Consider the following 22,437-nt stretch of genomic DNA (forward strand, 5'->3'; position numbering starts at 1 on the left):
TTTGACGTGAGCAAACCGGCCTCCACCGTGACCCCGAACACTTGGGAGTTTCTGCGTGATGCGATGATCACCCCCACAGGTTTTCGCGAATATGACGCGCGTTGGAAATACCCCGACGATATCAATCTGCCCGGCATCACCGCGCTCGGCCTCGGTCTTGGCACACAGATGCATGCGCGTGGGATTGAGCCTGTCATCGCCGTGGGCAATGACTATCGCGACTATTCGCTCTCGATCAAAAACGCGCTGATGCTGGGGCTGATGCAGGCCGGGATTACGGTCAAGGATATCGGCCCGGCGCTTTCCCCAATGGCCTATTTCGCCCAGTTCCACCTCGATGCCCCCGCCGTTGCCATGGTCACGGCGAGCCACAACCCGAACGGCTGGACCGGCGTCAAAATGGGCTTTCAGCGCCCCCTCACCCACGGCCCGGACGAGATGGCCGAGCTGCGCGACATCGTCCTGAATGGCCGCGGCGAACGGCGTCCGGGCGGGGGTTATGAGTTCGTCGACGGCGTGCGCGAAGCCTATCTGGATGACCTTGTCGGTGACTTCAAAATGACCCGCAAACTGAAGGTCGTCTGCGCCACCGGCAATGGCACCGCATCGGCCTTCGCGCCCGAATTGTTCCGTCGCTTGGGGGTCGAGGTCGTCGATAGCCACAACACGCTCGACTACACCTTCCCCCATTACAACCCGAACCCCGAAGCCATGGAGATGCTGCACGACATGGCCGACAGCGTCCGCGCCTCCGGCGCTGATCTGGCGCTTGGTTTCGACGGAGACGGCGATCGCTGCGGCGTGGTGGATGACGAGGGCGAAGAGATCTTCGCCGACAAGATGGGCGTCATCATGGCCCGCGATCTGGCCAAACTGCACCCAAACAGCACTTTCGTCGCGGATGTGAAATCCACCGGGCTCTTCGCCTCGGACCCTGAGTTGCAAAAGAACGGGGCCAAGGCGGACTACTGGAAAACCGGCCACAGCCACATGAAACGCCGTGTCAAAGAACTGGGCGCGCTGGCGGGGTTCGAAAAATCCGGCCACTATTTCTTGGCCGAGCCGATTGGCCGGGGCTATGACTGCGGCATGCGCGTCGCGGTGGAAATCTGCAAGCTGATGGACCGCAACCCCGACAAATCCATGTCGGACCTGCGCCGCGCCCTGCCCCAGACCTATTCGACGCCCACCATGTCGCCCTATGCCTCGGACACCGAGAAATACGACATCCTCGACCGGATCGTGGAGAAGCTCACCGCCAAGGCCGATGCCGGGGACAAGATTGGCGGTCGCGCGATTGCCGAGGTCATTACAGTCAACGGCGCACGCGTCATGCTCGACAACGGCGGCTGGGGCCTTGTGCGGGCCTCCTCCAACACGCCGAACCTCGTCGTGGTCTGCGAAAGCCCCGAATCTGACGCCGAAATGCGCGCGATCTTCGCCGATATCGATGCGGTGATCCGCACAGAGCCGGGCGTGGGCGATTACGATCAATCGATCTGATCGCCAGTTACGGCACCAGAACGACAAAGGCCCGGGGCATCGCCACCGGGCCTTTCTTCTTTGAACTAAAAGAGCTTACTTCAGCGCCGCTTCACAGAAGGCGCGAATGCGCTCGGCATCCTTCACCCCCGGCGCGCTCTCGACACCCGAAGAGACATCGACCTGCCGCGCCCCGGTGAGGGCAATCGCCTCCCCCACATTCTCAGCGTTCAGCCCCCCGGCGAGCATCCAAGGCTTCGGCCAGCGCCGCCCCGCGATCAGCCGCCAATCAAAGGCCAGCCCGTTACCCCCCGGCAGCACCGCGTCCTTGGGCGGTTTGGCATCGACCAAAAGCTGATCCGCGACGGTGACATAGTCGTTCAGCAGCGCCAAATCATCGCGATCGGCCACGCCGACGGCCTTCATCACCGGCAGCCCATAGCGCGCTTTGACCTCGGCCACCCGCGCCGGGCTTTCGCTGCCGTGCAGCTGTAGCATGTCCAGAAAGGGCACCGCGGCCAGCAGCGCATCCAGCGCCGCATTGTCGGCATTAACGGTCAGCGCGACTTTGCAAATGCCATCAGGCACTGCCTCGGTCATATGCGCCGCCGCCTCAAGCGATAGATGGCGCGGGGATTTCTCGAAAAAGACGAACCCCAGCGTCCGTGCGCCCGCCAGAAGGGCGGCGGGCACATCAGCGGGGTCGGTCAGGCCGCAGATTTTTACGTTAACGTTCTCAGGCATGGCTGGGGTTTAGCCTGCTTCGTCGAGCAGCGCCAGCACCTCATCCTTGCCCTGATGCTTCTCTTCCTTGAGGCGGATCACCTCACGCTCCAACCGACGTCGCTCGCGTGCCTGCCGCGCCAGTTCGGCCCGGTGGCCATGTTCGCGGATCCACTCCCAAACAAAGCCCACCAAAAGCCCTACGATGATCCCGCCAAGGATCACGATAAAGAGCGGCAGTTCGATAGAAGGGTTCACGGCAAACCAACCTGAAATCTCGCTCGGAAGCACTTGAAGTGTCACGATATTCCGGTTCGCCAGAGCAACGGAAACCAGCGCAATCGCGAAAAGCGCGATGCAGGCATAACGAATGTAACGCATCAGCTTTTCCCGTTCAGCCGGTCACGCAAGAGCTTGCCCGTCTTGAAGAAGGGCACATGCTTTTCTTCGACATTCACCGTCTCACCGGTGCGCGGGTTGCGCCCCACACGGGCATCGCGTTTCTTAACGGAAAATGCACCGAAGCCGCGCAATTCGACCCGGTCCCCACGCGCCATGGCGCCCGTGATCTCATCAAAGACCGTGTTTACGATCCGCTCAACATCACGTTGATAAAGATGCGGATTGTCGTCAGCGATCTTCTGGATCAGTTCCGACCGGATCATGGCACGTCCCCCGAGAATTTATTGATGTCTTACCCGACTATAGGAAATAACGCCCCACACGGGAAGGTGTTCCACCAGCGCCGCGATAGATTTTTCGCAGCGAAACCTCTGTTATTTCGGCCCTTTTCCGCCGCCTGCCCCCGCTGAAGACCATGGCGCGTAGGGATTGGGCATAAGGGCCAAAACCCGCGTCGCGATTCGACCCGGCCCCCAGAACAGCAAAAGGCCCCGCATGTCGCCATGCGGGGCCTTCGCTAAGATTACATATTCAACGTGGAATATGCTTACTCGTCGTCGCCTTTCAGCGCCGCACCAAGGATGTCGCCCAAGCTCGCGCCGGAGTCGGAGGAACCGTACTGCTGTACCGCCTCTTTCTCTTCCGCGATCTCGCGTGCCTTGATGGAGACGCCCAGACGGTGTGCTTTCGCGTCAACGTTGGTGATACGCACGTCGACCTTGTCACCGACCGAGAAACGCTCGGGGCGCTGTTCGGCACGGTCACGGCTGAGGTCGGAACGACGGATGAAGCTCTTCATGCCTTCGTATTCGACTTCGATGCCGCCATCTTCGATGGAGGTCACGGTCACGGTCACGATCGAGCCGCGCTTCACGCCGCCCACGGCTTCGGCGAACTTGTCACCGCCGACGTTCTTGATCGAAAGCGAGATGCGCTCTTTCTCAACGTCCACTTCGGAGACAACGGCCTGAACCACGTCACCTTTGCGGTAGTCTTGGATGGCTTCTTCGCCGCGCTGGTCCCAGCTGAGGTCGGAGAGGTGAACCATACCGTCGATGTCGCCGGGCAGGCCAACGAACAGACCGAATTCGGTGATGTTCTTGACTTCGCCTTCGACCTCGGTGCCCTCGGGGTGAGTCTCAGCAAAGACTTCCCATGGGTTGCGCATGGTCTGCTTGAGACCAAGGGAAACGCGACGCTTGGCGCTGTCGATTTCCAGAACCATGACTTCGACTTCTTGGCTTGTGGACACGATCTTGCCGGGGTGCACGTTCTTCTTGGTCCAGGACATCTCGGAGACGTGAACCAGACCTTCGACACCGGGCTCCAGCTCGACGAATGCGCCGTAGTCGGTGATGTTGGTCACGCGGCCGCTGTGCACGGAACCGAGGGGGTATTTCGCGCCAACCAAATCCCACGGATCTTCCTGCAGCTGCTTCATGCCGAGGCTGATGCGGTGGGTCTCTTTGTTGATCTTGATGACCTGAACCTTGATGGTCTCGCCGATCGACAGGATCTCGGAGGGGTGGTTCACGCGGCGCCATGCCATGTCGGTGACGTGCAGCAGGCCGTCGACACCGCCAAGGTCAACAAACGCACCGTATTCGGTGATGTTCTTGACCACACCATCGACGGTCTGACCTTCGGTCAGGTTGCCAATGACTTCGGCACGCTGTTCGGCGCGGGACTCTTCGAGGATCGCACGGCGCGATACCACGATGTTGCCACGACGGCGGTCCATTTTGAGGATTTGGAACGGCTGCTTGAGACCCATGAGCGGGCCTGCGTCGCGCACGGGGCGCACGTCGACTTGGGAGCCGGGCAGGAATGCAACTGCGCCGCCGAGGTCGACGGTGAAGCCACCTTTGACACGGCCAAAGATCGCGCCTTCGACACGCTCTTCTGCGGCATAGGCTTTTTCCAGACGATCCCAGGCTTCCTCACGGCGAGCCATTTCGCGGCTGATGACGGCTTCGCCACGCGCGTTTTCGACTTGGCGAAGGAAAACTTCGACTTCGTCGCCAACTTCGATTTTGGGGGATTCGCCGGGATCAGCAAATTCTTTCAGCTCAACGCGGCCTTCCATTTTGTAGCCGACGTCGATGATGGCTTGGCCCGCTTCGACAGCGATCACCTTGCCTTTGACGACTGTGCCCTCTTGGGGCGTGTCCATTTCAAAGCTTTCGTTAAGAAGCGCTTCGAATTCGTCCATTGCTTTGGTCATGTAGCTTTTCGTATCCTTATCAAATGTTTCTGGCCGCGCGGTTGTCTCCGCCGGTCTGGAGTTGCAATTGGTCGTTGTGGTGGCACCGTGCCGATCTTGTCAGAGAAGCTCCGACATAAAAGCACAGCGGTTGACCCGCAGCCGAACGCAAACAAAAGAGGGCCGGTTAGTACCGACCCTGCCCGCTATATCGCGTCCGAAGCTGTAACCGCCCCTTAGACAAGGCGCGTATAGGCGAATTTTGACGCTCCTGCAAGGGCTATGGCGTGCTGGCCGGGGGATATGCGGGGTTCTGCCGGGCAAGGGTTCCGTAGCGCGCCCGGGGATAGAGGGGACCACAACGCATCAGGGCCATCGCGGCGCTGCAACCTTTTCCTAGCGATCTGCACGGCCTCTGCGGCGGCAAGCCTGCCGCTCACCCGCTCCAGCCCGCGCCCAGCCCCGGCGCGGGTTTCGGCGGATCGGCAAGATCGCCTTCGGCAAGGTCACTGCCTTGATAGCTGGCAAGGTCCTCAACAAACTCCCACAGACGCAAGAAAGTGTAATCGACCTTTCCAAACGCCTCCGCCACGGCGGCGGGGTTCGACCGGTCCAAGGCGCATAGCGCGCGCATGCTTTCATTCACCATCGGCTTGATATCCTGCGCGCATTCCTCGGTGAACCGCCGTAGAACGCTTTGCAGTTCAGACCGTTTTTGCTCCTGCGTGGCCACGCCCAGTTGCAGCGCGGTCTTGTGAAGTGCGTGAAAGGCAGAGCGTCTGAGTGTGCTTTGCGACAGTTCATCCTTGGCGATATAGTCACTACAGCCGCCGCGCAGCGCTTCGATCGCGACGTCACTCTGCTCCGTCCCGGTGACCATCACCGTGGCGACACCGCCGTTGCGCGGGTGGGCGCGGATCATCTGCAAGCCGCGCAGGCCATCCCCATCGGGCAGGTTGTAGTCCAGCAAGATCAGGTCGAACGCCCCCTCATCCAACTGCTGAGCAAGGGCGGCGAGGCTCTCCGCCTCGGTCAAAGAAACCGGAAAGTCCAAGCCCCCGCAGAGCCGTTTGATCCGCATCCGGTCAAAGCGCTGGTCATCCACGACCAGGATACGCGCCGCCGCCACAGGTTTAGCCGCGCCATCCGCCCTATTGCCTGCACCGTTTCCGCGCCTTGCCACGCTCATCAGCCGTCCCCCTGCTTTGCCTCGGCATTTACGCCCACGGAGCCTAACAAATCGTTAACCCGCCCCTATTCGCCGCCAGCCTTGCAGAGGAATGTTGCGGTGGCGCGGCGGGGCCGCTACATGAGCCGCCATGAGTGATACAACACGCCCCCGCCGCAACTTCTATGGTCGCCTCAAAGGCAAAGCGCTGAAGAAGTCGCAAAAGACCTATATCGACGAAGACCTCGACGCGTTGTCGCCGGGGGCCGTCGATTGGGAGAGCAATCCCGACCGTAGGCCCCTCGACCTCGATACGCTGTTTGGCGGGCGCAAGGTCTGGCTGGAAATCGGCTTTGGCGGTGGTGAGCATCTGGTGCATCAGGCCGGGCAGAACCCCGATGTAGGCATCATCGGCTGCGAGCCTTACATCAACGGCGTCGCCATGTTGCTGGGCAAAATCCGGCGCGCGGGCGTGGACAACCTTGCCATTCATCCCGGTGACGTGCGCGATATGTTCGACGTGCTGCCCGAAGCCTCCATCGACCGGGCGTTCCTGCTCTATCCCGATCCTTGGCCGAAAACCCGTCACCACCGCCGCCGTTTTGTCACGCCCGAGCATCTGGAGCCCTTGGCCCGCGTGTTGAAACCCGGCGCGATCTTCCGCGTGGCGACGGATATCGAGGATTACGTCCGCCAGACGCTCGAACAGGTGCCGCAGCATGGGTTTGATTGGCTGGCCGAAGGGCCTGACGATTGGCGCGCACCTTGGGATGACTGGATTTCGACCCGCTATGAGCAAAAGGCGCTGCGCGAAGGGCGCCCCCCGCATTACCTGACCTTCCGCAAACGCTAAGTATTTGCGTCTGACACCACCCCGTTTACAATCCATCGCACGCGCGGCGATGGACGCTGCCGCCCGCCTGCGATAATAGGAACCTTGAGCAGATCAGAGGTACCTCATGTCCAGTCACGGCAGCCCCATTCCCATGTCATCGCGCGCCTGCGGGCCGCTTAGCGGCACCGCCGAAGTGCCCGGCGACAAGTCGATCTCGCACCGTAGCCTGATCCTTGGCGCAATGGCCGTGGGCGAGACCACGATCACCGGGCTTTTGGAAGGGCAAGACGTGCTCGACACCGCCAAAGCCATGCGCGCTTTCGGGGCCGAGATGCTCGACCACGGCGGCGGCTCTTACTCAGTGCACGGCGTGGGCGTCGGCGGCTTTGCCGAGCCGGACAATGTGATCGACTGCGGCAATTCCGGCACCGGCGTGCGGCTGTTGATGGGGGCGATGGCGACCTCTCCGATCTCGGTTACCTTCACGGGCGATGCCAGCCTCAACAGCCGCCCCATGGCGCGGGTGACCGATCCGCTGGCGCTGTTCGGCACGCAATCGGTGGGCCGCGCCGGGGGCCGCCTGCCGATGACGCTCGTGGGTGCCGCCGAGCCTGTGCCGGTGCGCTACACCGTGCCCGTGCCCTCGGCGCAGGTGAAATCCGCTGTGCTGCTGGCAGGACTGAATGCGCCGGGCAAAACCGTGGTGATCGAGGCCGAGGCCACCCGCGACCATACCGAGCGGATGCTGGCGGGCTTTGGTGCCGAGATCACGGTTGAAGAGACTGACGAGGGCCGCGTCATCACCCTGACCGGCCAGCCCGAGTTGAAGCCCCAGCATATCGACGTGCCGCGCGACCCCTCCTCCGCCGCCTTCCCCGTTTGCGCCGCGCTGATCGTGCCCGGCTCGGACGTGCTGGTGCCGGGCATCGGGTTGAACCCCACGCGGGCGGGGCTGTTCACCACCCTGCGCGAGATGGGCGCGGACCTGACGTATGAAAACGAACGTACCGAGGGCGGCGAGCCTGTGGCCGACCTGCGCGCAAAGTTCTCGCCCAACCTCAAGGGGATCGAAGTGCCGCCCGAACGTGCGGCGAGCATGATCGACGAATACCCCGTGCTCTCGGTCGTGGCGGCCTGTGCGACGGGCGAGACCGTGATGCGCGGCGTCAAGGAACTCCGCGTCAAGGAAAGCGACCGGATCGAGGCCATGGCCAGCGGGCTGCGCGCCAATGGGGTCGCGGTCGAAGACGGGCCGGATTGGTGGACCGTCAAAGGGCTGGGCCACGGCAATATCCCCGGCGGTGCGACCTGCCAAAGCCATCTCGACCACCGTATCGCCATGTCGTTCCTGATCCTTGGCATGGTCGCACAACAGCCGGTGCAGGTGGATGACGGCGGCCCCATCGCCACCTCCTTCCCAATTTTCGAGCCGCTGATGGCCTCCTTGGGCGCGCAGGTCGAGCGGCTGCCTGCGTGACAGGCGACCGGCTGATCTGGCTCAGCCTCTGCGCTGCACTGGCCTTTGCAGCCCTTGCGGGTTTTGCCGAGACACATCTGCGCGCGGCGGGCATGGGCGTCTTGGACGGGCGGCTTCTGGGCTATGATCTGCCCGAGGTGCGCGCCTATCTGTCAGCACTTAGCCCCGCGCAGACGGCGCTGTATCTCGGCCAGTTCCGGCTGGCCGACACCGCCTTCCCCGCCCTTTTGGCGCTGGCCCTGCTGCTTTGGTTCCGGCGCTGGTCATCGGGCGGGCTGCGGCTGGGGCTGACGCTGGCCGTGGCGCTGTATCTGGGGGCGGATTACACCGAAAACATGCTGATCGGGCGGCTGGTCGAATTGGGACCGGACCGGATCACCGCACAGGCCGTCGCAACGGCGAGCCTGTTCACAAAGGCGAAATGGGTGATACTGGCGGGCTGTTTCACGGCGGCCCTGCTGCTTGGCCTGCGGGCCCGGAACAAAAGGAATTTGCAATGACGGACAACAAAACCAACGGCATCACCGTTGCCATCGACGGCCCCGCCGCGGCGGGCAAGGGCACCGTGGCCAAGGCCGTGGCGGCGCATTTCGGCTTTGCGCATCTCGACACCGGGCTTTTGTACCGCGCGGTCGCGGCCAAAACCCTCACCGGGATGGACCCGGAAGAAGCGGCCCGGACCCTCGCCCCCGTCGATCTGGAAGACCCTACTCTGCGCAGCCCCGAGGTTGCCCAAGAGGCCAGCAAAGTGGCGGTGATCCCCGCGGTGCGTGCCGCCCTCGTTCGGTTCCAGCGCAGCTTTGCCACCCGCGCGGGGGGTGCGGTGCTTGACGGGCGGGACATCGGCACGGTGATCTGCCCCGACGCGCCGGTCAAACTCTTCATCACCGCCAGCCCCGAAGTGCGCGCACAGCGCCGTTTCGCCGAACTGTCGGGCAAGGGGATCGAGACCAGCTATGAAGATGTGTTGGAAGACGTGCGCCAGCGCGATCTGCGCGACATGAGCCGGGACCAAGCGCCGCTGAAACCCGCCGAGGATGCGAAACAGATCGACACGACGGAAATGGCGATCGAAGATGCGGTGGCCGCCGCCGTGGCCTTGGTCGAGGCGAAACGGGGCTGACCTCCGCCGCGAAAGGGGGGGCGCTGTCGCCCACCCCCTCAATACTTACACAGCCGCTTTCAACTGATCGACCAGATCGCGGCGTTCCCAGCTGAAACCGCCATCCGCGTCGGGCGCGCGGCCAAAGTGGCCATAGGCCGCCGTGCGCTGGTAGATCGGCTTGTTCAACTGCAGATGCTCACGAATGCCGCGCGGGGTCAGGTCAATGATCTGACGGATCGCTTTTTCGATTGCCGCGTCATGCACGTCACCGGTGCCATGGGTGTCGCAATAGATCGACAGCGGCTCGCTTACCCCAATCGCATAGCTCAGCTGGATGGTGCATTTGTTCGCCAGCCCCGCCGCCACGACGTTTTTGGCCAGATAGCGCGCCACATAGGCCGCCGAACGGTCGACCTTGGTTGGGTCTTTGCCCGAAAACGCGCCGCCGCCATGCGGTGCGGCCCCGCCATAGGTGTCGACGATGATCTTGCGGCCCGTGAGGCCCGCGTCGCCATCCGGCCCGCCGATCACGAAGACGCCGGTGGGGTTCACATGCCAAACGGTGTCGGCATTGATCCACCCCTCGGGCAGAACCTCTCGGATATAGGGCTCCACGATCTCGCGGATATCGGCGCTGGTCTGGCTTTCGCTCTCATGCTGGGTCGACAGCACGATGGAGCTTACGCCCACCGGTTTGCCGTTCTCGTAACGCACCGAGAGTTGGCTTTTCGCATCGGGCCGCAGGGTCGGCTCGGTCCCGTCTTTGCGCACCTCGGCCAGACGGCGCAGGATCGCATGGGCGTAATGGATCGGGGCGGGCATCAACTCGGGCGTCTCGTCGGTGGCGAAACCGAACATGATGCCCTGATCGCCTGCGCCCTCTTCCTTGCCATCGGCGGCATCGACGCCTTGGGCGATATGCGCCGACTGCGGGTGCAGCAGATTGGTGATCTCACATGTCGCGTGGTGGAACTCGTCCTGCTCGTAACCGATGTCTTTGATGCAGGCGCGGGCGATATCCTCGACACCCGCCAGATATTCATCAAGCTTGGTCTTGTTGGCCAGCCCGACCTCGCCCCCGATCACGACGCGGTTGGTGGTGGCAAAGGTTTCGGCGGCGACCCGCGCTTCGGGTTCCTCGCTGATGAAAGCGTCGAGGATGGCATCGGAAATTCGGTCGCAGACCTTATCCGGGTGCCCCTCGGAAACGGATTCCGAAGTGAAAGTATAGTTCTGACGGGACATGTAGTGCTCCAATAAAAATTACGCACCACGTCAGGAAGCCGTTGTGGTGCTCTCCCAACGGCTTAGACAACCGCTGGTGGATGGTCAATCGGCATTCCCCGGGCTGCGACGGCGGGCCACGGCAAGCCCGCCAAGGCAGAGGGTCAGAAGCAGGATCAAAGGCAAATCACCGCTGCGGCTATAGAGCGTGGGCGCCAATGGCGCAGGCAGCGGCGCGTCGATGAAGCCCGCGGAATTGAGCGGCAGCGAAGCGATCACCCGCCCCTGCGGGTCGATCATCGCCGAGATGCCGGTATTGGCCGCCCGGGCCATGGGCAACCCCTGCTCAATCGCGCGCATCCGCGCTTGGGCCAGATGCTGACGCGGGCCTGCGGCCTTGCCGAACCATGCATCATTGGTGACCTGCATCAGAAAGGCGGGCCGCGCCGGGGCGGCGTTCACGTCATGGGCAAAGACGGCCTCGTAGCAAATCAACGGCAATGCGGCACCGAGCGGCCCCAGATCCAAAACCTGCGCGCCCGGCCCGCTGGAAAAGCCGTTCCCCTCCTGGGCGGCGAGGCCGTGGATCCCGAAACGCGCCATCAGATCCCCCAAAGGCATATATTCGCCAAAGGGCACGAGGTGATGTTTGTCATAAAGCTGATCGACCGCGCCGCCTTCGTCGAGCAACACGAGCGAGTTGAAATAGCGCATGTTCGACCGGCGCTGCACGCCCAGCACCACCGGCACGTCCGAGGCCGCGCCGATCTCATCCAAAGCGCTGCCTGCCATGTCCAACGACCATGGGATCGCGGTCTCGGGCCAGATCACCAGCTCGGGGGCGGCGCCTTCGTCTTGCGGCGCGGCGGCGGTGTAGTCGAGCTGGCGGGCGAAATAGAATTCAAAGGTATCGGGGTTCCACTTGTCACGTTGCGCCGCATTGGGCTGCACCAAACGGACCACGTTCTCGGTCAGCACCGCGGGCGGCGCTTGCGGGGGCAGCAGCAACAGCAGCACCGTCGACAAGGCCAGCGCCCCCTGCCCCAACCGCAGGCTCAAAGGGCCACGCAGCAGCAAGATCGCGGCAATGGCGAATAGCCAGAGGTTCAGCGCATAGGGGCCGACCCAAGCAAGGCCCTGTCCCGCCATCACGCCGACCAGTCCTTGAGCGGGCATGGCCCATGGGAAGCCGGTGAAGATATAGGCACGCAGCAGTTCCACCGCCGCCCAAGTCAGCGCCAGCGCCAGCCCGCGCTTCGGCGCGATCCAACGGGCGAGGCCAAAGGCCAGCCCCCAGAACAGCGCCATGCCAGCGGCCAGAAGGATCAGCGCGAAAGGCGCCATCCACCCATGCCGCGCCACATCGACCATGAAGGGCGACACGATCCATTGCAGCGCGTGCAGAAAATAGCCAAAGCCAAAGCCCCAGCCCAAAAGCGCCGCGCGCATTGGACCGCCGGATTGCGCCCGAAACAGCCAAAACGCCGCCACCAGCCCGGCAAAAAGCGCAAGTGGCAGTTCATAGGGCGCTTGCCCGAAGGCTGCGATGGCCCCGGCGAGGGGGGCCAGCAGCAACCGGCCCCGCATCGCCAGCCGTTGCCTCATCCCCCGGCCCCTTGGGTGCGGACCCGCAACCGTTTGATGCGGCGCGGGTCGGCGTCGATCACCTCGAACTCCGGCCCGTCGGGGTGCAAAACCACCTCGCCCCGCGCGGGCACGCGGCCCGACAGCATGAAAACCAAGCCGCCAAGCGTGTCGATCTCTTCTTCGTCGACGGTTTCATGGTCGGTCAGGGAATGGCCAATCTCAGCCTCAAAATCCCCCAGCGGGGTCTTGGCGAGCGCGAGATAAGTGCCGGGCTTTTCGACCGTCCAATAGGTGCCCTCGTCGACGTCATGTTCGTCTTCGATCTCACCTATGACCTGTTCGATCAGGTCTTCGATGGTCACCAGCCCGTCGACACCGCCATATTCGTCGATCACCAGCGCCATATGCCGCCGCTCGGCCTGCATCTTGGTGAGCAGCACGCCGATGGTCATCGACGGCGGCACATAGACCAAGGGCCGCAGCAGGGTGCGCAGATCGAACTTGGTGTTTTCGCCATTGAAACCGTGATTTAGCGCAAGGTCTTTGAGGTGGACCATGCCCACGGGCGTGTCGAGCGTGCCATCATAGACCGGTAGGCGGGTCATCCCGCTTTCCTTGAAGACCGAGACCAGCTCATCCAGCGTGGCGCTGACCGGCACGGCGGTGATATCCGCCTTTGGGATCGCCACGTCATCGACCCGCATCCGGCGCAGGTTCATCATGCCATGGCCCGTGGGCCGCTCGGCCTCTGCCGAGGTCTCTGGCGTGTCGTCCTCACTGTCCGATGGGCTTAGCGCCTCGAACACCCGAGAAAAGAAATTACCGGTGCGCATCGCGCCATCATCCGGCTGCTCATGTCTGTCTTCATCTGTCAGCGCGCTCTGCGCCGCGTCAGATGATCCGTCTGTATCGCCCATTGGGTCCCGTCTGTGTTACAAAGCCCCTCAAGGCCCATTTTCCTTATATGGGTCATCATAACCCATTTTGCCAAGTATTTCGCGCTCCAACCCCTCCATCAACGTCGCGTCGGGGTCATTTTCATGGTCATAGCCCAGAAGATGCAACAGCCCGTGCACGATTAAATGGGTCACATGGGCATCTAATGGCTTCTCCGCCGCCGCAGCTTCGGCGGCGCAGGTCTCATAAGCCAAGGCGATGTCCCCCAGTTCGAGCATCCCGTCAATGCCGGGGGCGACAGGCAGCGGATCGCCGCCCGGGGTGACCGCCCCGCGTTCCTCGGCAGGCCAACTTAGCACATTGGTCGCCCGCGCTTTGCCGCGAAAGTCTTCGTTTAGCGCGGCGATGCGGCTGTCGTCGCAGGCCAGCAGGGTCATCTCAGCGGCTTCGGCATCAAGGCCGAGGTGGGCCAGAGTGGCCCGCGCCGCGGCATGAGCGCGCGCCTCAAGGTCGACCGCCGCCCAGCGGTCGTCTTCGATCACGATGTCGAAATCTTCCAGCATCAGGTCAAGCGGCACCGCTATCGGCCTCATAAGCCTCGATAATCGCGGCGACCAGCGGATGGCGTACCACGTCTTTGGAGGAGAAGTAGTTGAAGCTGATGCTGGGGATTTGCTTGAGCAAGCGCTCCGCATCCTGAAGCCCGGACTGCACCCCGCGCGGCAGGTCGATCTGGGTGCGGTCGCCGGTGATCACCATGCGCGAGTTCTGCCCCAACCGGGTCAGGAACATCTTCATCTGCATCGAAGTGGCGTTTTGCGCCTCGTCCAGCACCACGAAAGCGTTCGACAGCGTGCGGCCCCGCATGAAGGCCAACGGCGCGATCTCAATGCGCTTTTCCTCTAGCAGTTTGGCCAATTGCTTGCTCGGCAAAAAGTCATTCAGCGCGTCGTAGAGCGGCTGCATATAGGGGTCGACCTTGTCCTTCATGTCGCCCGGCAGATAGCCCAGCTTCTCGCCCGCCTCGACCGCGGGGCGGCTGAGGATGATCCGGTCCACATGGCCGCCGATGAACATCGACACGCCCACGGCCACCGCCAGATAGGTCTTGCCGGTGCCCGCAGGGCCGATGCCGAAGGCCAGTTCATTGTCGAAGAGCGATTGCACATAGGCTTTCTGCGCATCGGTGCGCGGCTCTACCCGTTTCTTGCGGGTCTGGATTTCGATCGCATCCGAGATCGGCATCTCCAACTGGTCACCCTGACGCACGCCGGTGCCCGCGCCGGAATTGCCCATGCGCAGCAGACCGTCCACATCCGCAGGCTCAACCGCCCGGCCACTTTCCAGCCGGACATAGAGTGCATTGAGCAGGCTCTCGGCCTTCTCAACGGCCTCGCCTTCGCCCAGAATTTGCAGGTGATTGCCGCGCCTTATGATCTGCACCTCAAGCGATTTTTCGATGGCCGCCAGATGCGCGTCATAGGCGCCGCAGAGGTCGATCAAAAGGCGGTTGTCGGGAAATTCCACCACCCGTTCGGCCGCGGTTTCCGGTGTCATCAGATCAGTTGAAGGCAATGCGCGTATCCTTTGTGAAGCACTAAATGTTGAAATAGTCAGACCGGATCGATTTACCAACCCGTCGCGACAAAAAGGGCCGAAGCGCAACGCGCTCCGGCCCGGGGTCTGTGATATGGCCCGCCAAGGTCAGTTCGGGTCTTTGATGTTGGAGCCGCCCTTGAAGTGGCCTGCGGTATGTGTCGGTGGCGCCACGCCCGAGCAGACCGGCTTGCCGAATTTATCAAGCCGTGCCGAAAGATAGCCCTCGACCCCGTCGTCGATGATCCAGTGGTCGCAACCGTTGGGATCGACCCAGATGCCCGCCTGAAGGGTGCTCAGGTGCTTTTTGTCGATGCCCCGGTCAAAGGTCTTGTCCGAAGGGTAACCCCGGCCCAGACCGCCTTCGTAATCGGTACAGGCCGAAAGGCCGACGGCACAGGCTGTGACCATGAGAAGTTTTGTCTTAATCACTTTTACGGTCCCTTCAGCGAATGCAGATGATTTCGACACGGCGGTTCTTGGCCATGTTCGCAGCGGAATTGTTCGGCACGGCGGGCATCCGTTCGCCATAGCCCCGCACATCAGCGATCTTGGCACCCACTTGATTGGCGATACGCGCGACCGAATTTGCGCGGTTATAGGACAGGCGCATGTTATAGGCGTCCGACGCGCGGCTGTCGGTATGGCCGGTGATGATGTAGGACACCGCCCCAGTCGATTGGAAGAATTTCGCCAGACGCGCCCGACCTTGCGGCGAGATGCTGTATTTGTCGGTGGCAAAGAACTGATCCGCCTCCATCACGCCGCAGACATCGCCGCGGCGGCACACCGGAATGCCCTGCCGTGTGACATGGGGGGTCATATAGCCCTCGGCCCCGTCATCCATAACCCAATGTTCACAGCCATCCGGGTCGACCCAGATGGTCGGCGTGTAAACGCCCTTGTCACGGCCCTGTTGCGAGGGTGTCTGCGCATCGGCCGAGGTGCTGGCCACGGTCAGCGCCGCTGCCATCGTCAGGCTGGCCATGGCGCGCAGTGCTTTGGAAATAGTGGGTCCCACAGCGTTTGTCCTATTCTAATTTCTGGTTCTTATCTTTGGCAAATGCGACCCCTCCCCGGACCCGCGCCTTTTGAGTATGGGGTCAGGTTAGGTAAAAACGGTCTCGCTGTGAAGCTGTGAAATCAACATTTTGTGGCCGAACCTTGGCGGCTTACAACGAATCCGCCGCGGGGTAGCGGCAAAACGGCTTCGGAGCGGGGCCATTTCACCCTGCCCCGATCCGCCGAAAACAGGCCATTGACGACGGCTTGGCGACAATCCCGCGCAAGCCCTTGGGATTGTTCGCAAACAACGGTCCTTGCCATTGAATTTTCTTGAAAATCGCACCTTTAGACCTAAATCTCATTCCATCGGATCGCGAGGGTGGGACTTCGCGCGGCTTTGCCGATCTTGATTGCTGCAATGAAAACTGGGGGACCAACTTATGATGAAAACGCTACTCGCCACCGCCGTCACCGGCCTGCTTGCCCTGCCCGCTTTCGCGGGGGGCGTGAAATACGCCTATCACAACCAAGGTGTGGCCCATCCCACGGGCAATGTGATCCACGTCAGCTGCTACCGCGGCCCGTGGAACGACGTGATCTGGGACCGACCAAACTCGGTCTTCGTGGATAGCCTCGTGGCCGTGGGCTATGACTTTGCCACAGCCCATGCCGTGGCAGAACGGGTCTGCCGCGATCACACACTCGTCGGCAACCCCGAGGGGCTGAAAGCGACGATGAAGCGGATCTTTGCAGATGCCGCATCGCACCGCAAACACAACTACTGACAAGCCAAGGGTGCGCGGCGACGCGCACCCGTTGCAGGCCCTTTAGGGCTGCGGATCAGACCAGAACGGCGGCCAGAGAGTTCCTCTTGGCCTCGGTCACCCGCACGCGCTGGATGTCACCGATCTGCGCCGTGCTATCCTCGATATGCACCGCATGCAGATACTCCGACTTGCCCAGCATCTGACCGGGTAGACGGCCCTTCTTCTCAACCAGAACCGAGACTTCGCGCCCCACCATCGACTGCTGGATTTCCTGCTGGTGCTGGGTGATCAGCCCTTGCAGACGCTGCAACCGGTCGTCGGCCACAGCTGGATCGACCAGCGGGCGTTCGGCGGCGGGCGTGCCGGGGCGGGTGGAGTATTTGAACGAATAGGCATAGCCGTAGCGCACCTGCCGGACGAGCTCCATCGTGGCCTCGAAATCCGCCTCGGTTTCTTCCGGGAAGCCGACGATGAAGTCGCCTGACAGCACGATGTCGGGCCGCGCTTCGCGGATGCGCTCAAGCAGTTTGAGGTAGCTCTCAGCGGTGTGGCTGCGGTTCATTCGTTTCAGGATATGGTCGCTGCCCGATTGCACCGGCAGATGCAGATAGGGCATCAGTTCAGGCACTTCGCCATGGGCCGCGATTAGGTCATCGCCCATGTCGTTGGGGTGGCTCGTGGTGTAGCGGATACGCTCCAGCCCGTCGATCTTGGCCAGCGCGCGGATCAACCCGGCGAGCGTCATGCCGCCGTGGTAGGCGTTGACGTTCTGGCCCAATAGCGTGACCTCGCGCACGCCGCGCTCGACCAGATCGCGGGCCTCGTCCAGCACCTTTTCGGCGGGGCGGGAGACTTCGGCACCACGGGTATAGGGCACCACGCAGAAGGCGCAGAACTTGTCGCAGCCCTCTTGCACGGTCAGGAAGGCGGCGGGGGCGCGTTTCGCCTTGGGGCGGCCCTTGAGGTGGTCGAATTTGTCTTCTGCCGGGAAATCGGTATCGAGCGCGCTTTGCCCGCCCTGCACCTTCGCCTCCATCTCCGGCAGACGGTGGTAGCTTTGCGGGCCGACCACCAGATCGACGGCAGGCTGGCGGCGCATGATCTCTTCGCCCTCGGCTTGGGCCACGCAGCCCGCCACGCCGATCTTCAGATCGGGCCGCGCGTCTTTCAGCGGTTTCAGACGGCCCAGTTCGGAATAGACCTTCTCCGCCGCCTTCTCGCGAATGTGGCAGGTGTTGAGCAGGATCATATCCGCGTCATCGGCGCGGTCGGTGGTGACATAGCCCTGCCCGCCAAGGCTCTCGGCCATGCGTTCGCTGTCATAGACGTTCATCTGGCAACCATAGGTCTTGATGAACAGCTTTTTCGGTTGGGTCATGGCGGGCATCCAAGGGTTTTGACGGATTTCGGGCAGATGGCGTCGTCTAACAGCGGTGGCCGCGTCTTGCAATGCACCCGGAATTGGCCGACTTTACCGGCGGCAAATTCCAGCGGGGGCCTATGCGGTATCGCGATCTCGACCAGCTTATAAAAGAGGGCCGCAGGGCGCTGAACACATGCCCCATCGCCATGATCCTGGTCGAGGATGAGGTTGAGGTCGACACCACCCTGCGCCACCACCAGCAGGCAGGGTTCGACAGCGTCGTAGCGCTGATGCCCCCCGGTTTCGACCTGCCCCGCGACCTAGAGGAAAGCGTGCTGCGGGTCGATTATGACACCACCGCCGAAGCCGCGCTGGAGCGGGCCGTGAACCGCATGATCGCGGCGGCGCCGGGGCAATGGCTCTATTACTGCTACAACGCCGAATATCTGTTCCACCCCTTCAGCGAGACACGCAACGTCAAGGAATTGCTGGCCTTTCACAGCGAAGAGCGGCGCGATGCCATGCTGGCCTATGTGGTGGACCTCTATGCGCTGGACCTCAAGCAACACCCCAATGCCGTTTCACTGGATCAGGCGCATTTGGACCGCTCGGGCTATTACGCGCTGGCGCGCAAGGATGCGGCCCGACAGGGGCATCCCAAGGAACGGCAGCTTGATTTCTTTGGCGGGCTGCGCTGGCGGTTCGAGGAACATGTGCCGCCGCACAGCCGCAAGATCGACCGTATTCCGCTGTTTCGCGCAAAACCGGGGCTGAAGCTGCGCGGCGACCACAGGTTCAACGACGAGGAATACAACACCTACGCCTGCGAATGGCATCACAACGTCACGGCGGCGATCTGCTCGTTCCGCACGGCAAAGGCGCTGAAGCGCAATCCCGGCAGCCGCTATGACATCCCGACATTTCAGTGGCACAACTCCGAGCCGTTCGAGTGGCATTCCCGGCAGTTGATGGATCTGGGCTTGATGGAGCCGGGACAGTGGTTTTGACAGGCTCCCCCTTTTAACTGTCCCGCCCGGTGGCACACCGGGCATCGCCCTCCCTCCCCCCGGAGGGCGATCTTGCAACGTTTCGGTGGACGGGCCAGTCAGGGTCCAGAATGACCGTCCCGCACCACGCGACCGCTCATCGCCCACCAGGGAGGGCGACACCCTCAGCACATGGCGGCTAACCTTTTCGATGCCCGGACAAGACGCCGCCGGTATCCGCGACCCTCACCATTCAGCCCGCAACCGCCCAAAACACGCGCCCGTCCAAAACCTCCTTGCACTCACCCGCCATGCACCTATGACGGAAGACAGCCTGAACGGGAGGGTCCGATGGCCGTCAACTTGCTCGACACATTCATCAAACCGATGCACCGCGAGGGCATCAAATTCGTGGCGATCTTCGCCGCTGTCACGCTGGTGCTCTTCGCCATCGAAGAAGTCCTCGGCTGGATCGGCGTCGGCCTGACGATCTGGTGCTACTACTTCTTCCGCGACCCCGAGCGTGTGACCCCGGACCGGCCCGACCTGATCGTCAGCCCTGCCGACGGCATCGTCTCACTCATCGAGCCTGCGGTGCCGCCCGCCGAACTGGGCATGCCGGATGTACCCCTGACCCGCGTCAGCGTTTTCATGAGCGTCTTTAACTGCCACATCAACCGCGCCCCCGTCGCGGGCAAGGTGCAGGCCGTGGCCTACCGCCCGGGCAAGTTCTTCAACGCCTCGCTCGACAAGGCCAGCGCCGACAATGAGCGCAACAGCCTGTGCATCCGCATGGACGACGGGCGCGACATCGCCGTGGTGCAGATCGCGGGCCTCGTTGCGCGGCGCATCGTCTGCTTCGTGAAATCCGGCGACGGGCTTGAGACCGGCGAACGCTTCGGCTTGATCCGCTTCGGCTCCCGGCTAGATGTTTACCTGCCCGAAGGCGTCGACCCGATGGTGCGCATCGGGCAGACCATGGTCGCCGGGGAAACCGTGCTGGCCGAGTTGAAACAGCCGGTCATAGAGACCGCCCCGCTTTAGGAAAGACCCCATGCGCCCCCCTTCTGAAAAGACCGGCGCGGACCTTGCGCTGATCCAGCTTCTGCCCAATGCGCTGACGATCACCGCGATTTGCGCAGGGCTTTCGGCGATCCGCTTTGGGGTGCAGGGCAACTATGTGCTGGCAGTGCAACTGATCCTGCTGGCCTGCGTGCTGGATGGGTTGGACGGGCGGCTGGCGCGGCTCTTGCGGTCTTCCAGCCCGATGGGGGCGGAATTGGACTCGCTGGCCGATTTTTTGAACTTCGGCGTGGCCCCGCCGCTGATCCTCTATTTCTGGGCGCTGCAAGACATGCGCAGCGCGGCGTGGATTTCCGTGCTCGTCTACGCGGTCTGCTGCGTGGTGCGGCTGGCGCGGTTCAACGTCAACGACAAGGCCGAAGCGGCCAAGGCCAAGAACGGCGATGCGGTAGGCGAATCCGGTTCCTTCTTCACCGGCATCCCCTCGCCCGCAGGCGCGCTGCTGGTGCTCTTGCCGATGACCCTGTCCTTTGCCTTTCACAACCGGCCCATTCTGCCGGATTGGATGATCTGCCTGCATATGGTGCTGATCGGTTTTCTGATGATCAGCCGCATCCCCACATGGTCTTTCAAAACCACCAAAGTCTCCCGACGTCATGTGAAATACCTGCTGGTGGGCGTGGCAATTTTCGCCGCTGCCTTGGCCACCTACGCTTGGACCACGCTTGTCGTGCTCTGCTTGGCCTATATCGGCATGGTGATCTGGGGACTTTTGAGAGCACGGAAAACGGGTTTAACCAAAAGGAATTGAAATGGACATCAAGGCGGTCGAGACATCCTATGCCCGTTGGGCACCGATCTACGACAAGACCTTCGGCGCGCTGACCAGCGGCGGTCGCCGCCATGTCGTGGCCCATATCAACAAGGGCAGCGGCTCTGTCCTCGAAGTGGGTGTCGGCACCGGCCTGTCCCTGCCCCACTACGCGCCGCACCTCTCCGTCACGGGCATCGATTTCAGCGACGAGATGCTCGCCAAGGCCCGCCAGCGCGTCACCCGTGAAGGGCTGCAACATGTAGCTGACCTGCGCCAGATGGACGCGCGCGACCTCGACTTTCCCGATGCCAGTTTCGACACGATCGCCGCGATGCATGTGCTGTCCGTCGTGCCCGAGCCTGAGCGGGTGATGGAGGAAATCGCCCGCGTGCTCAAACCCGGCGGTCAGGTGGTCATCGCCAACCATTTCATGCGCACCACGGGGGTGCTGGGCTTTCTGGAAAAAGTCTCGGCCCCCTTTGCCAATACGCTCGGCTGGCATTCTGATTTCGAGATGGAAACCGTGTTGCAACAAGATGCGCTGGAGGTCGAGGACGAACGCGCGCTGCCGCCCATGGGCATGATGACCTTCCTGGTACTGCGAAAACGCGGATAAACACGCAGGCGGCGGGGCCTGCCCCGCTGGTTCAGGTCTTCTGCCGCAGCCGGATCACCACATCGACCGAGGCAATCTCGGCCCCCTCAGGCGCGTCAGGAAGCTGCGCGATCACCAACTCTTCCGAGGGCGCATCGGTCAGCTTGCTGTCGTCTTCCCAAAAGAAATGCGGGTGGTCGTGGGTGTTGGTGTCGAAATAGCTTTTCGAGCCATCCACGGTCACCTCCTGCAACAACCCGGCATCGCAGAACGCCCGCAACGTGTTGTAGACCGTGGCCAGCGAAACAGCCTCGCCCTGCCCCTTCGCAGCCTCAAACAGGCTTTCGGCGGTGACGTGACGGTCTTGCCCATCGCCCACCAGAAGGCTCGCCAGCGTGACACGTTGGCGCGTGGGGCGCAGCCCGGCCTGAGCCAACCAGCGCGTTCCGACCTCTTGTACCTCTGCGGACATCAGTTCCCTGCCTTTCAGGGTCATATAAAGGAGGAAATCCCCGGTTTTCAATTGAAAACCTCGCACCAATCGTCGCAGCGTCCCTGCCGCGGCCCTTGCGGCACGCGGCGGCGGGGTGCTAAACGGGGCCGGATGTTATAACAGAGCAGCAGGAGAGCCGCAGGATGGCCGACTACCCCACGAGTTTCGACAAGGAAGATCTGCTGAAATGCGCCCGCGGTGAGCTTTTCGGCCCCGGCAACGCACAGCTTCCCGCCCCGCCGATGCTCATGATGGACCGGATCACCGATGTCTCGGCCGATGGCGGCGCCCATGGCAAGGGCCATATCACCGCGGAGTTCGATATCACCCCCGACCTGTGGTTCTTTGAATGCCATTTCCCCGGCAATCCGATCATGCCCGGCTGCCTTGGCCTTGACGGTCTGTGGCAGCTCACGGGCTTCAACCTCGGCTGGCGTGGCTGGCAGGGGCGCGGCTATGCGCTTGGCGTGGGCGAGGTGAAGCTCACCGGCATGGTACGCCCGGACCGCAAGATGCTGACCTATAAGATTGATTTCACCAAGGCGATCCAGACCCGCCGCCTGACCATGGGCGTGGCCGACGGCATCGTCGAAGCCGATGGCGAGGTGATCTATCAAGTGAAAGACATGAAAGTCGCCCTTAGCGAGAGCTGAAGCGCTGCGACTTTACGGATATTGAAAGGGGGCCACGCG

At 62.5% G+C, this 22,437-nt stretch carries 24 protein-coding genes, 1 pseudogene and 1 riboswitch; of the genes and pseudogenes, 11 read left to right on the top strand and 14 right to left on the bottom strand.

All coding sequences use genetic code 11. The features are described from left to right. The first annotated feature begins 6 nt into the window (after window positions 1-6). On the top strand, window positions 7-1,503 hold the full coding sequence (locus ACGYLQ_RS15175) for a phosphomannomutase/phosphoglucomutase (protein WP_394443666.1): 1,497 nt from the start codon (window positions 7-9) through the stop codon (window positions 1,501-1,503). 75 nt (window positions 1,504-1,578) lie between these two features. On the opposite strand, the gene ACGYLQ_RS15180 is transcribed toward ACGYLQ_RS15175, so the two are convergent. The 5 genes and pseudogenes from ACGYLQ_RS15180 to ACGYLQ_RS15200 form a co-directional block, all read right to left on the bottom strand. Beyond that, the gene (locus ACGYLQ_RS15180) at window positions 1,579-2,226 is read right to left on the bottom strand and encodes a phosphoribosylanthranilate isomerase (protein ID WP_394443667.1); all 648 of its coding nucleotides are present in this window, start codon (window positions 2,224-2,226) and stop codon (window positions 1,579-1,581) included. A gap of 9 nt (window positions 2,227-2,235) precedes the next feature. Continuing rightward, the gene (locus ACGYLQ_RS15185) at window positions 2,236-2,586 is read right to left on the bottom strand and encodes a lipopolysaccharide assembly protein LapA domain-containing protein (protein ID WP_394443668.1); all 351 of its coding nucleotides are present in this window, start codon (window positions 2,584-2,586) and stop codon (window positions 2,236-2,238) included. Further along, window positions 2,586-2,870, bottom strand: coding sequence for an integration host factor subunit beta (ihfB, locus tag ACGYLQ_RS15190; protein ID WP_067261426.1), 285 nt, complete (start codon window positions 2,868-2,870; stop codon window positions 2,586-2,588). The genes ACGYLQ_RS15185 and ihfB overlap by 1 nt, the downstream gene beginning before the upstream one ends. A 284-nt stretch (window positions 2,871-3,154) precedes the next feature. Next, window positions 3,155-4,849 (bottom strand): annotated as a pseudogene (gene rpsA / locus ACGYLQ_RS15195) (30S ribosomal protein S1); the annotation flags it as partial. 397 nt (window positions 4,850-5,246) lie between these two features. Next, a complete protein-coding gene (locus ACGYLQ_RS15200; protein ID WP_394443669.1) occupies window positions 5,247-5,999 on the bottom strand; it encodes a response regulator in 753 nt (250 codons plus the stop codon). Between the two features lie 130 nt (window positions 6,000-6,129). On the opposite strand from ACGYLQ_RS15200, the gene trmB reads away from it, so the two are divergent. The 4 genes from trmB (at window position 6,130) to ACGYLQ_RS15220 (ending at window position 9,413) form a co-directional block, all read left to right on the top strand. Continuing rightward, window positions 6,130-6,831, top strand: coding sequence for a tRNA (guanosine(46)-N7)-methyltransferase TrmB (gene trmB, locus ACGYLQ_RS15205; RefSeq protein WP_394443670.1), 702 nt, complete (start codon window positions 6,130-6,132; stop codon window positions 6,829-6,831). A 106-nt stretch (window positions 6,832-6,937) separates the two neighbouring features. Then, window positions 6,938-8,290 (top strand): 3-phosphoshikimate 1-carboxyvinyltransferase, encoded by a 1,353-nt coding sequence (aroA, locus tag ACGYLQ_RS15210; protein WP_394443671.1) that lies wholly within the window; start codon window positions 6,938-6,940, stop codon window positions 8,288-8,290. After that, window positions 8,287-8,790: a hypothetical protein gene (locus tag ACGYLQ_RS15215; RefSeq protein ID WP_394443672.1), complete on the top strand. Its 504-nt coding sequence runs from the start codon at window positions 8,287-8,289 to the stop codon at window positions 8,788-8,790. The genes aroA and ACGYLQ_RS15215 overlap by 4 nt, the downstream gene beginning before the upstream one ends. Next, window positions 8,787-9,413 (top strand): (d)CMP kinase, encoded by a 627-nt coding sequence (locus ACGYLQ_RS15220; protein ID WP_394443673.1) that lies wholly within the window; start codon window positions 8,787-8,789, stop codon window positions 9,411-9,413. The genes ACGYLQ_RS15215 and ACGYLQ_RS15220 overlap by 4 nt, the downstream gene beginning before the upstream one ends. Before the next feature lie 45 nt (window positions 9,414-9,458). Here ACGYLQ_RS15220 and metK read toward each other — a convergent pair whose 3' ends face one another. The 7 genes from metK to ACGYLQ_RS15255 form a co-directional block, all read right to left on the bottom strand. Beyond that, on the bottom strand, window positions 9,459-10,640 hold the full coding sequence (metK, locus tag ACGYLQ_RS15225; RefSeq protein WP_394443674.1) for a methionine adenosyltransferase: 1,182 nt from the start codon (window positions 10,638-10,640) through the stop codon (window positions 9,459-9,461). Window positions 10,641-10,644: 4 nt separating this feature from the next. Continuing rightward, window positions 10,645-10,693: riboswitch (SAM-SAH riboswitch) on the bottom strand. A 31-nt stretch (window positions 10,694-10,724) separates the two neighbouring features. Further along, window positions 10,725-12,224 (bottom strand): apolipoprotein N-acyltransferase, encoded by a 1,500-nt coding sequence (gene lnt, locus ACGYLQ_RS15230; RefSeq protein ID WP_394443675.1) that lies wholly within the window; start codon window positions 12,222-12,224, stop codon window positions 10,725-10,727. Then, window positions 12,221-13,123, bottom strand: coding sequence for a hemolysin family protein (locus ACGYLQ_RS15235; protein ID WP_394443676.1), 903 nt, complete (start codon window positions 13,121-13,123; stop codon window positions 12,221-12,223). The genes lnt and ACGYLQ_RS15235 overlap by 4 nt, the downstream gene beginning before the upstream one ends. A gap of 27 nt (window positions 13,124-13,150) precedes the next feature. Then, on the bottom strand, window positions 13,151-13,696 hold the full coding sequence (ybeY, locus tag ACGYLQ_RS15240; RefSeq protein WP_394443677.1) for an rRNA maturation RNase YbeY: 546 nt from the start codon (window positions 13,694-13,696) through the stop codon (window positions 13,151-13,153). Next, window positions 13,671-14,660 carry a PhoH family protein gene (locus ACGYLQ_RS15245; protein WP_067261409.1) on the bottom strand — a complete coding sequence of 330 codons (990 nt, stop codon included), beginning with the start codon at window positions 14,658-14,660 and terminating at the stop codon, window positions 13,671-13,673. Before ACGYLQ_RS15245 ends, ybeY begins: the two co-directional genes overlap by 26 nt. Window positions 14,661-14,807: 147 nt before the next feature. Continuing rightward, on the bottom strand, window positions 14,808-15,131 hold the full coding sequence (locus ACGYLQ_RS15250) for a hypothetical protein (RefSeq protein WP_394443678.1): 324 nt from the start codon (window positions 15,129-15,131) through the stop codon (window positions 14,808-14,810). A 13-nt stretch (window positions 15,132-15,144) separates the two neighbouring features. Continuing rightward, window positions 15,145-15,687 (bottom strand): OmpA family protein, encoded by a 543-nt coding sequence (locus ACGYLQ_RS15255; RefSeq protein WP_394443695.1) that lies wholly within the window; start codon window positions 15,685-15,687, stop codon window positions 15,145-15,147. A 457-nt stretch (window positions 15,688-16,144) separates the two neighbouring features. Here ACGYLQ_RS15255 and ACGYLQ_RS15260 point away from each other — a divergent pair, with 457 nt between their 5' ends. After that, complete coding sequence (locus ACGYLQ_RS15260; protein WP_209217356.1) at window positions 16,145-16,489, top strand: hypothetical protein; 345 nt, start codon at window positions 16,145-16,147, stop codon at window positions 16,487-16,489. A 55-nt stretch (window positions 16,490-16,544) separates the two neighbouring features. Here the strand turns inward: ACGYLQ_RS15260 and miaB are convergent, their stop codons facing one another. Further along, complete coding sequence (gene miaB / locus ACGYLQ_RS15265) at window positions 16,545-17,849, bottom strand: tRNA (N6-isopentenyl adenosine(37)-C2)-methylthiotransferase MiaB (RefSeq protein WP_394443679.1); 1,305 nt, start codon at window positions 17,847-17,849, stop codon at window positions 16,545-16,547. A 122-nt stretch (window positions 17,850-17,971) separates the two neighbouring features. Between miaB and ACGYLQ_RS15270 the strand changes: the two genes are divergently transcribed. The 4 genes from ACGYLQ_RS15270 to ACGYLQ_RS15285 all read left to right on the top strand — a co-directional run bounded on the left by ACGYLQ_RS15270 (window position 17,972) and on the right by ACGYLQ_RS15285 (window position 21,273). Continuing rightward, window positions 17,972-18,841, top strand: coding sequence for a hypothetical protein (locus ACGYLQ_RS15270; protein WP_394443680.1), 870 nt, complete (start codon window positions 17,972-17,974; stop codon window positions 18,839-18,841). A gap of 330 nt (window positions 18,842-19,171) precedes the next feature. Further along, window positions 19,172-19,864 carry a phosphatidylserine decarboxylase gene (locus ACGYLQ_RS15275; protein ID WP_209217358.1) on the top strand — a complete coding sequence of 231 codons (693 nt, stop codon included), beginning with the start codon at window positions 19,172-19,174 and terminating at the stop codon, window positions 19,862-19,864. A gap of 10 nt (window positions 19,865-19,874) precedes the next feature. After that, window positions 19,875-20,654 carry a CDP-diacylglycerol--serine O-phosphatidyltransferase gene (gene pssA, locus ACGYLQ_RS15280; RefSeq protein WP_394443681.1) on the top strand — a complete coding sequence of 260 codons (780 nt, stop codon included), beginning with the start codon at window positions 19,875-19,877 and terminating at the stop codon, window positions 20,652-20,654. 1 nt (window position 20,655) lies between these two features. Continuing rightward, on the top strand, window positions 20,656-21,273 hold the full coding sequence (locus ACGYLQ_RS15285; RefSeq protein WP_271689428.1) for a class I SAM-dependent methyltransferase: 618 nt from the start codon (window positions 20,656-20,658) through the stop codon (window positions 21,271-21,273). Between the two features lie 31 nt (window positions 21,274-21,304). On the opposite strand, the gene irrA is transcribed toward ACGYLQ_RS15285, so the two are convergent. Beyond that, window positions 21,305-21,724: an iron response transcriptional regulator IrrA gene (gene irrA / locus ACGYLQ_RS15290; protein ID WP_394443682.1), complete on the bottom strand. Its 420-nt coding sequence runs from the start codon at window positions 21,722-21,724 to the stop codon at window positions 21,305-21,307. 164 nt (window positions 21,725-21,888) lie between these two features. On the opposite strand from irrA, the gene fabA reads away from it, so the two are divergent. Continuing rightward, a complete protein-coding gene (fabA, locus tag ACGYLQ_RS15295; protein WP_067261401.1) occupies window positions 21,889-22,398 on the top strand; it encodes a bifunctional 3-hydroxydecanoyl-ACP dehydratase/trans-2-decenoyl-ACP isomerase in 510 nt (169 codons plus the stop codon). The last annotated feature ends 39 nt before the right edge of the window (window positions 22,399-22,437 follow it).

The organism is Sulfitobacter sp. 1A12779 (assembly GCF_043557315.1).
In the GTDB taxonomy this organism is placed as follows: Bacteria; Pseudomonadota; Alphaproteobacteria; order Rhodobacterales; family Rhodobacteraceae; genus Sulfitobacter; species Sulfitobacter faviae.

Excerpts from the sequence above, each read along its gene's own strand:
- ACGYLQ_RS15180 (WP_394443667.1), bottom strand. The coding sequence starts at position 2,226 with ATGCCTGAGAACGTTAACGTAAAAATCTGCGGCCTGACCGACCCCGCT.
- ACGYLQ_RS15185 (WP_394443668.1), bottom strand. The coding sequence starts at position 2,586 with ATGCGTTACATTCGTTATGCCTGCATCGCGCTTTTCGCGATTGCGCTG.
- ihfB (WP_067261426.1), bottom strand. The coding sequence starts at position 2,870 with ATGATCCGGTCGGAACTGATCCAGAAGATCGCTGACGACAATCCGCAT.
- ACGYLQ_RS15200 (WP_394443669.1), bottom strand. The coding sequence starts at position 5,999 with ATGAGCGTGGCAAGGCGCGGAAACGGTGCAGGCAATAGGGCGGATGGC.
- trmB (WP_394443670.1), top strand. The coding sequence starts at position 6,130 with ATGAGTGATACAACACGCCCCCGCCGCAACTTCTATGGTCGCCTCAAA.
- aroA (WP_394443671.1), top strand. The coding sequence starts at position 6,938 with ATGTCCAGTCACGGCAGCCCCATTCCCATGTCATCGCGCGCCTGCGGG.
- ACGYLQ_RS15220 (WP_394443673.1), top strand. The coding sequence starts at position 8,787 with ATGACGGACAACAAAACCAACGGCATCACCGTTGCCATCGACGGCCCC.
- metK (WP_394443674.1), bottom strand. The coding sequence starts at position 10,640 with ATGTCCCGTCAGAACTATACTTTCACTTCGGAATCCGTTTCCGAGGGG.
- lnt (WP_394443675.1), bottom strand. The coding sequence starts at position 12,224 with ATGAGGCAACGGCTGGCGATGCGGGGCCGGTTGCTGCTGGCCCCCCTC.
- ACGYLQ_RS15235 (WP_394443676.1), bottom strand. The coding sequence starts at position 13,123 with ATGGGCGATACAGACGGATCATCTGACGCGGCGCAGAGCGCGCTGACA.
- ybeY (WP_394443677.1), bottom strand. The coding sequence starts at position 13,696 with ATGAGGCCGATAGCGGTGCCGCTTGACCTGATGCTGGAAGATTTCGAC.
- ACGYLQ_RS15245 (WP_067261409.1), bottom strand. The coding sequence starts at position 14,660 with ATGACACCGGAAACCGCGGCCGAACGGGTGGTGGAATTTCCCGACAAC.
- ACGYLQ_RS15255 (WP_394443695.1), bottom strand. The coding sequence starts at position 15,687 with ATGGCCAGCCTGACGATGGCAGCGGCGCTGACCGTGGCCAGCACCTCG.
- ACGYLQ_RS15260 (WP_209217356.1), top strand. The coding sequence starts at position 16,145 with ATGATGAAAACGCTACTCGCCACCGCCGTCACCGGCCTGCTTGCCCTG.
- miaB (WP_394443679.1), bottom strand. The coding sequence starts at position 17,849 with ATGACCCAACCGAAAAAGCTGTTCATCAAGACCTATGGTTGCCAGATG.
- ACGYLQ_RS15270 (WP_394443680.1), top strand. The coding sequence starts at position 17,972 with ATGCGGTATCGCGATCTCGACCAGCTTATAAAAGAGGGCCGCAGGGCG.
- ACGYLQ_RS15275 (WP_209217358.1), top strand. The coding sequence starts at position 19,172 with ATGGCCGTCAACTTGCTCGACACATTCATCAAACCGATGCACCGCGAG.
- pssA (WP_394443681.1), top strand. The coding sequence starts at position 19,875 with ATGCGCCCCCCTTCTGAAAAGACCGGCGCGGACCTTGCGCTGATCCAG.
- ACGYLQ_RS15285 (WP_271689428.1), top strand. The coding sequence starts at position 20,656 with ATGGACATCAAGGCGGTCGAGACATCCTATGCCCGTTGGGCACCGATC.
- irrA (WP_394443682.1), bottom strand. The coding sequence starts at position 21,724 with ATGTCCGCAGAGGTACAAGAGGTCGGAACGCGCTGGTTGGCTCAGGCC.
- fabA (WP_067261401.1), top strand. The coding sequence starts at position 21,889 with ATGGCCGACTACCCCACGAGTTTCGACAAGGAAGATCTGCTGAAATGC.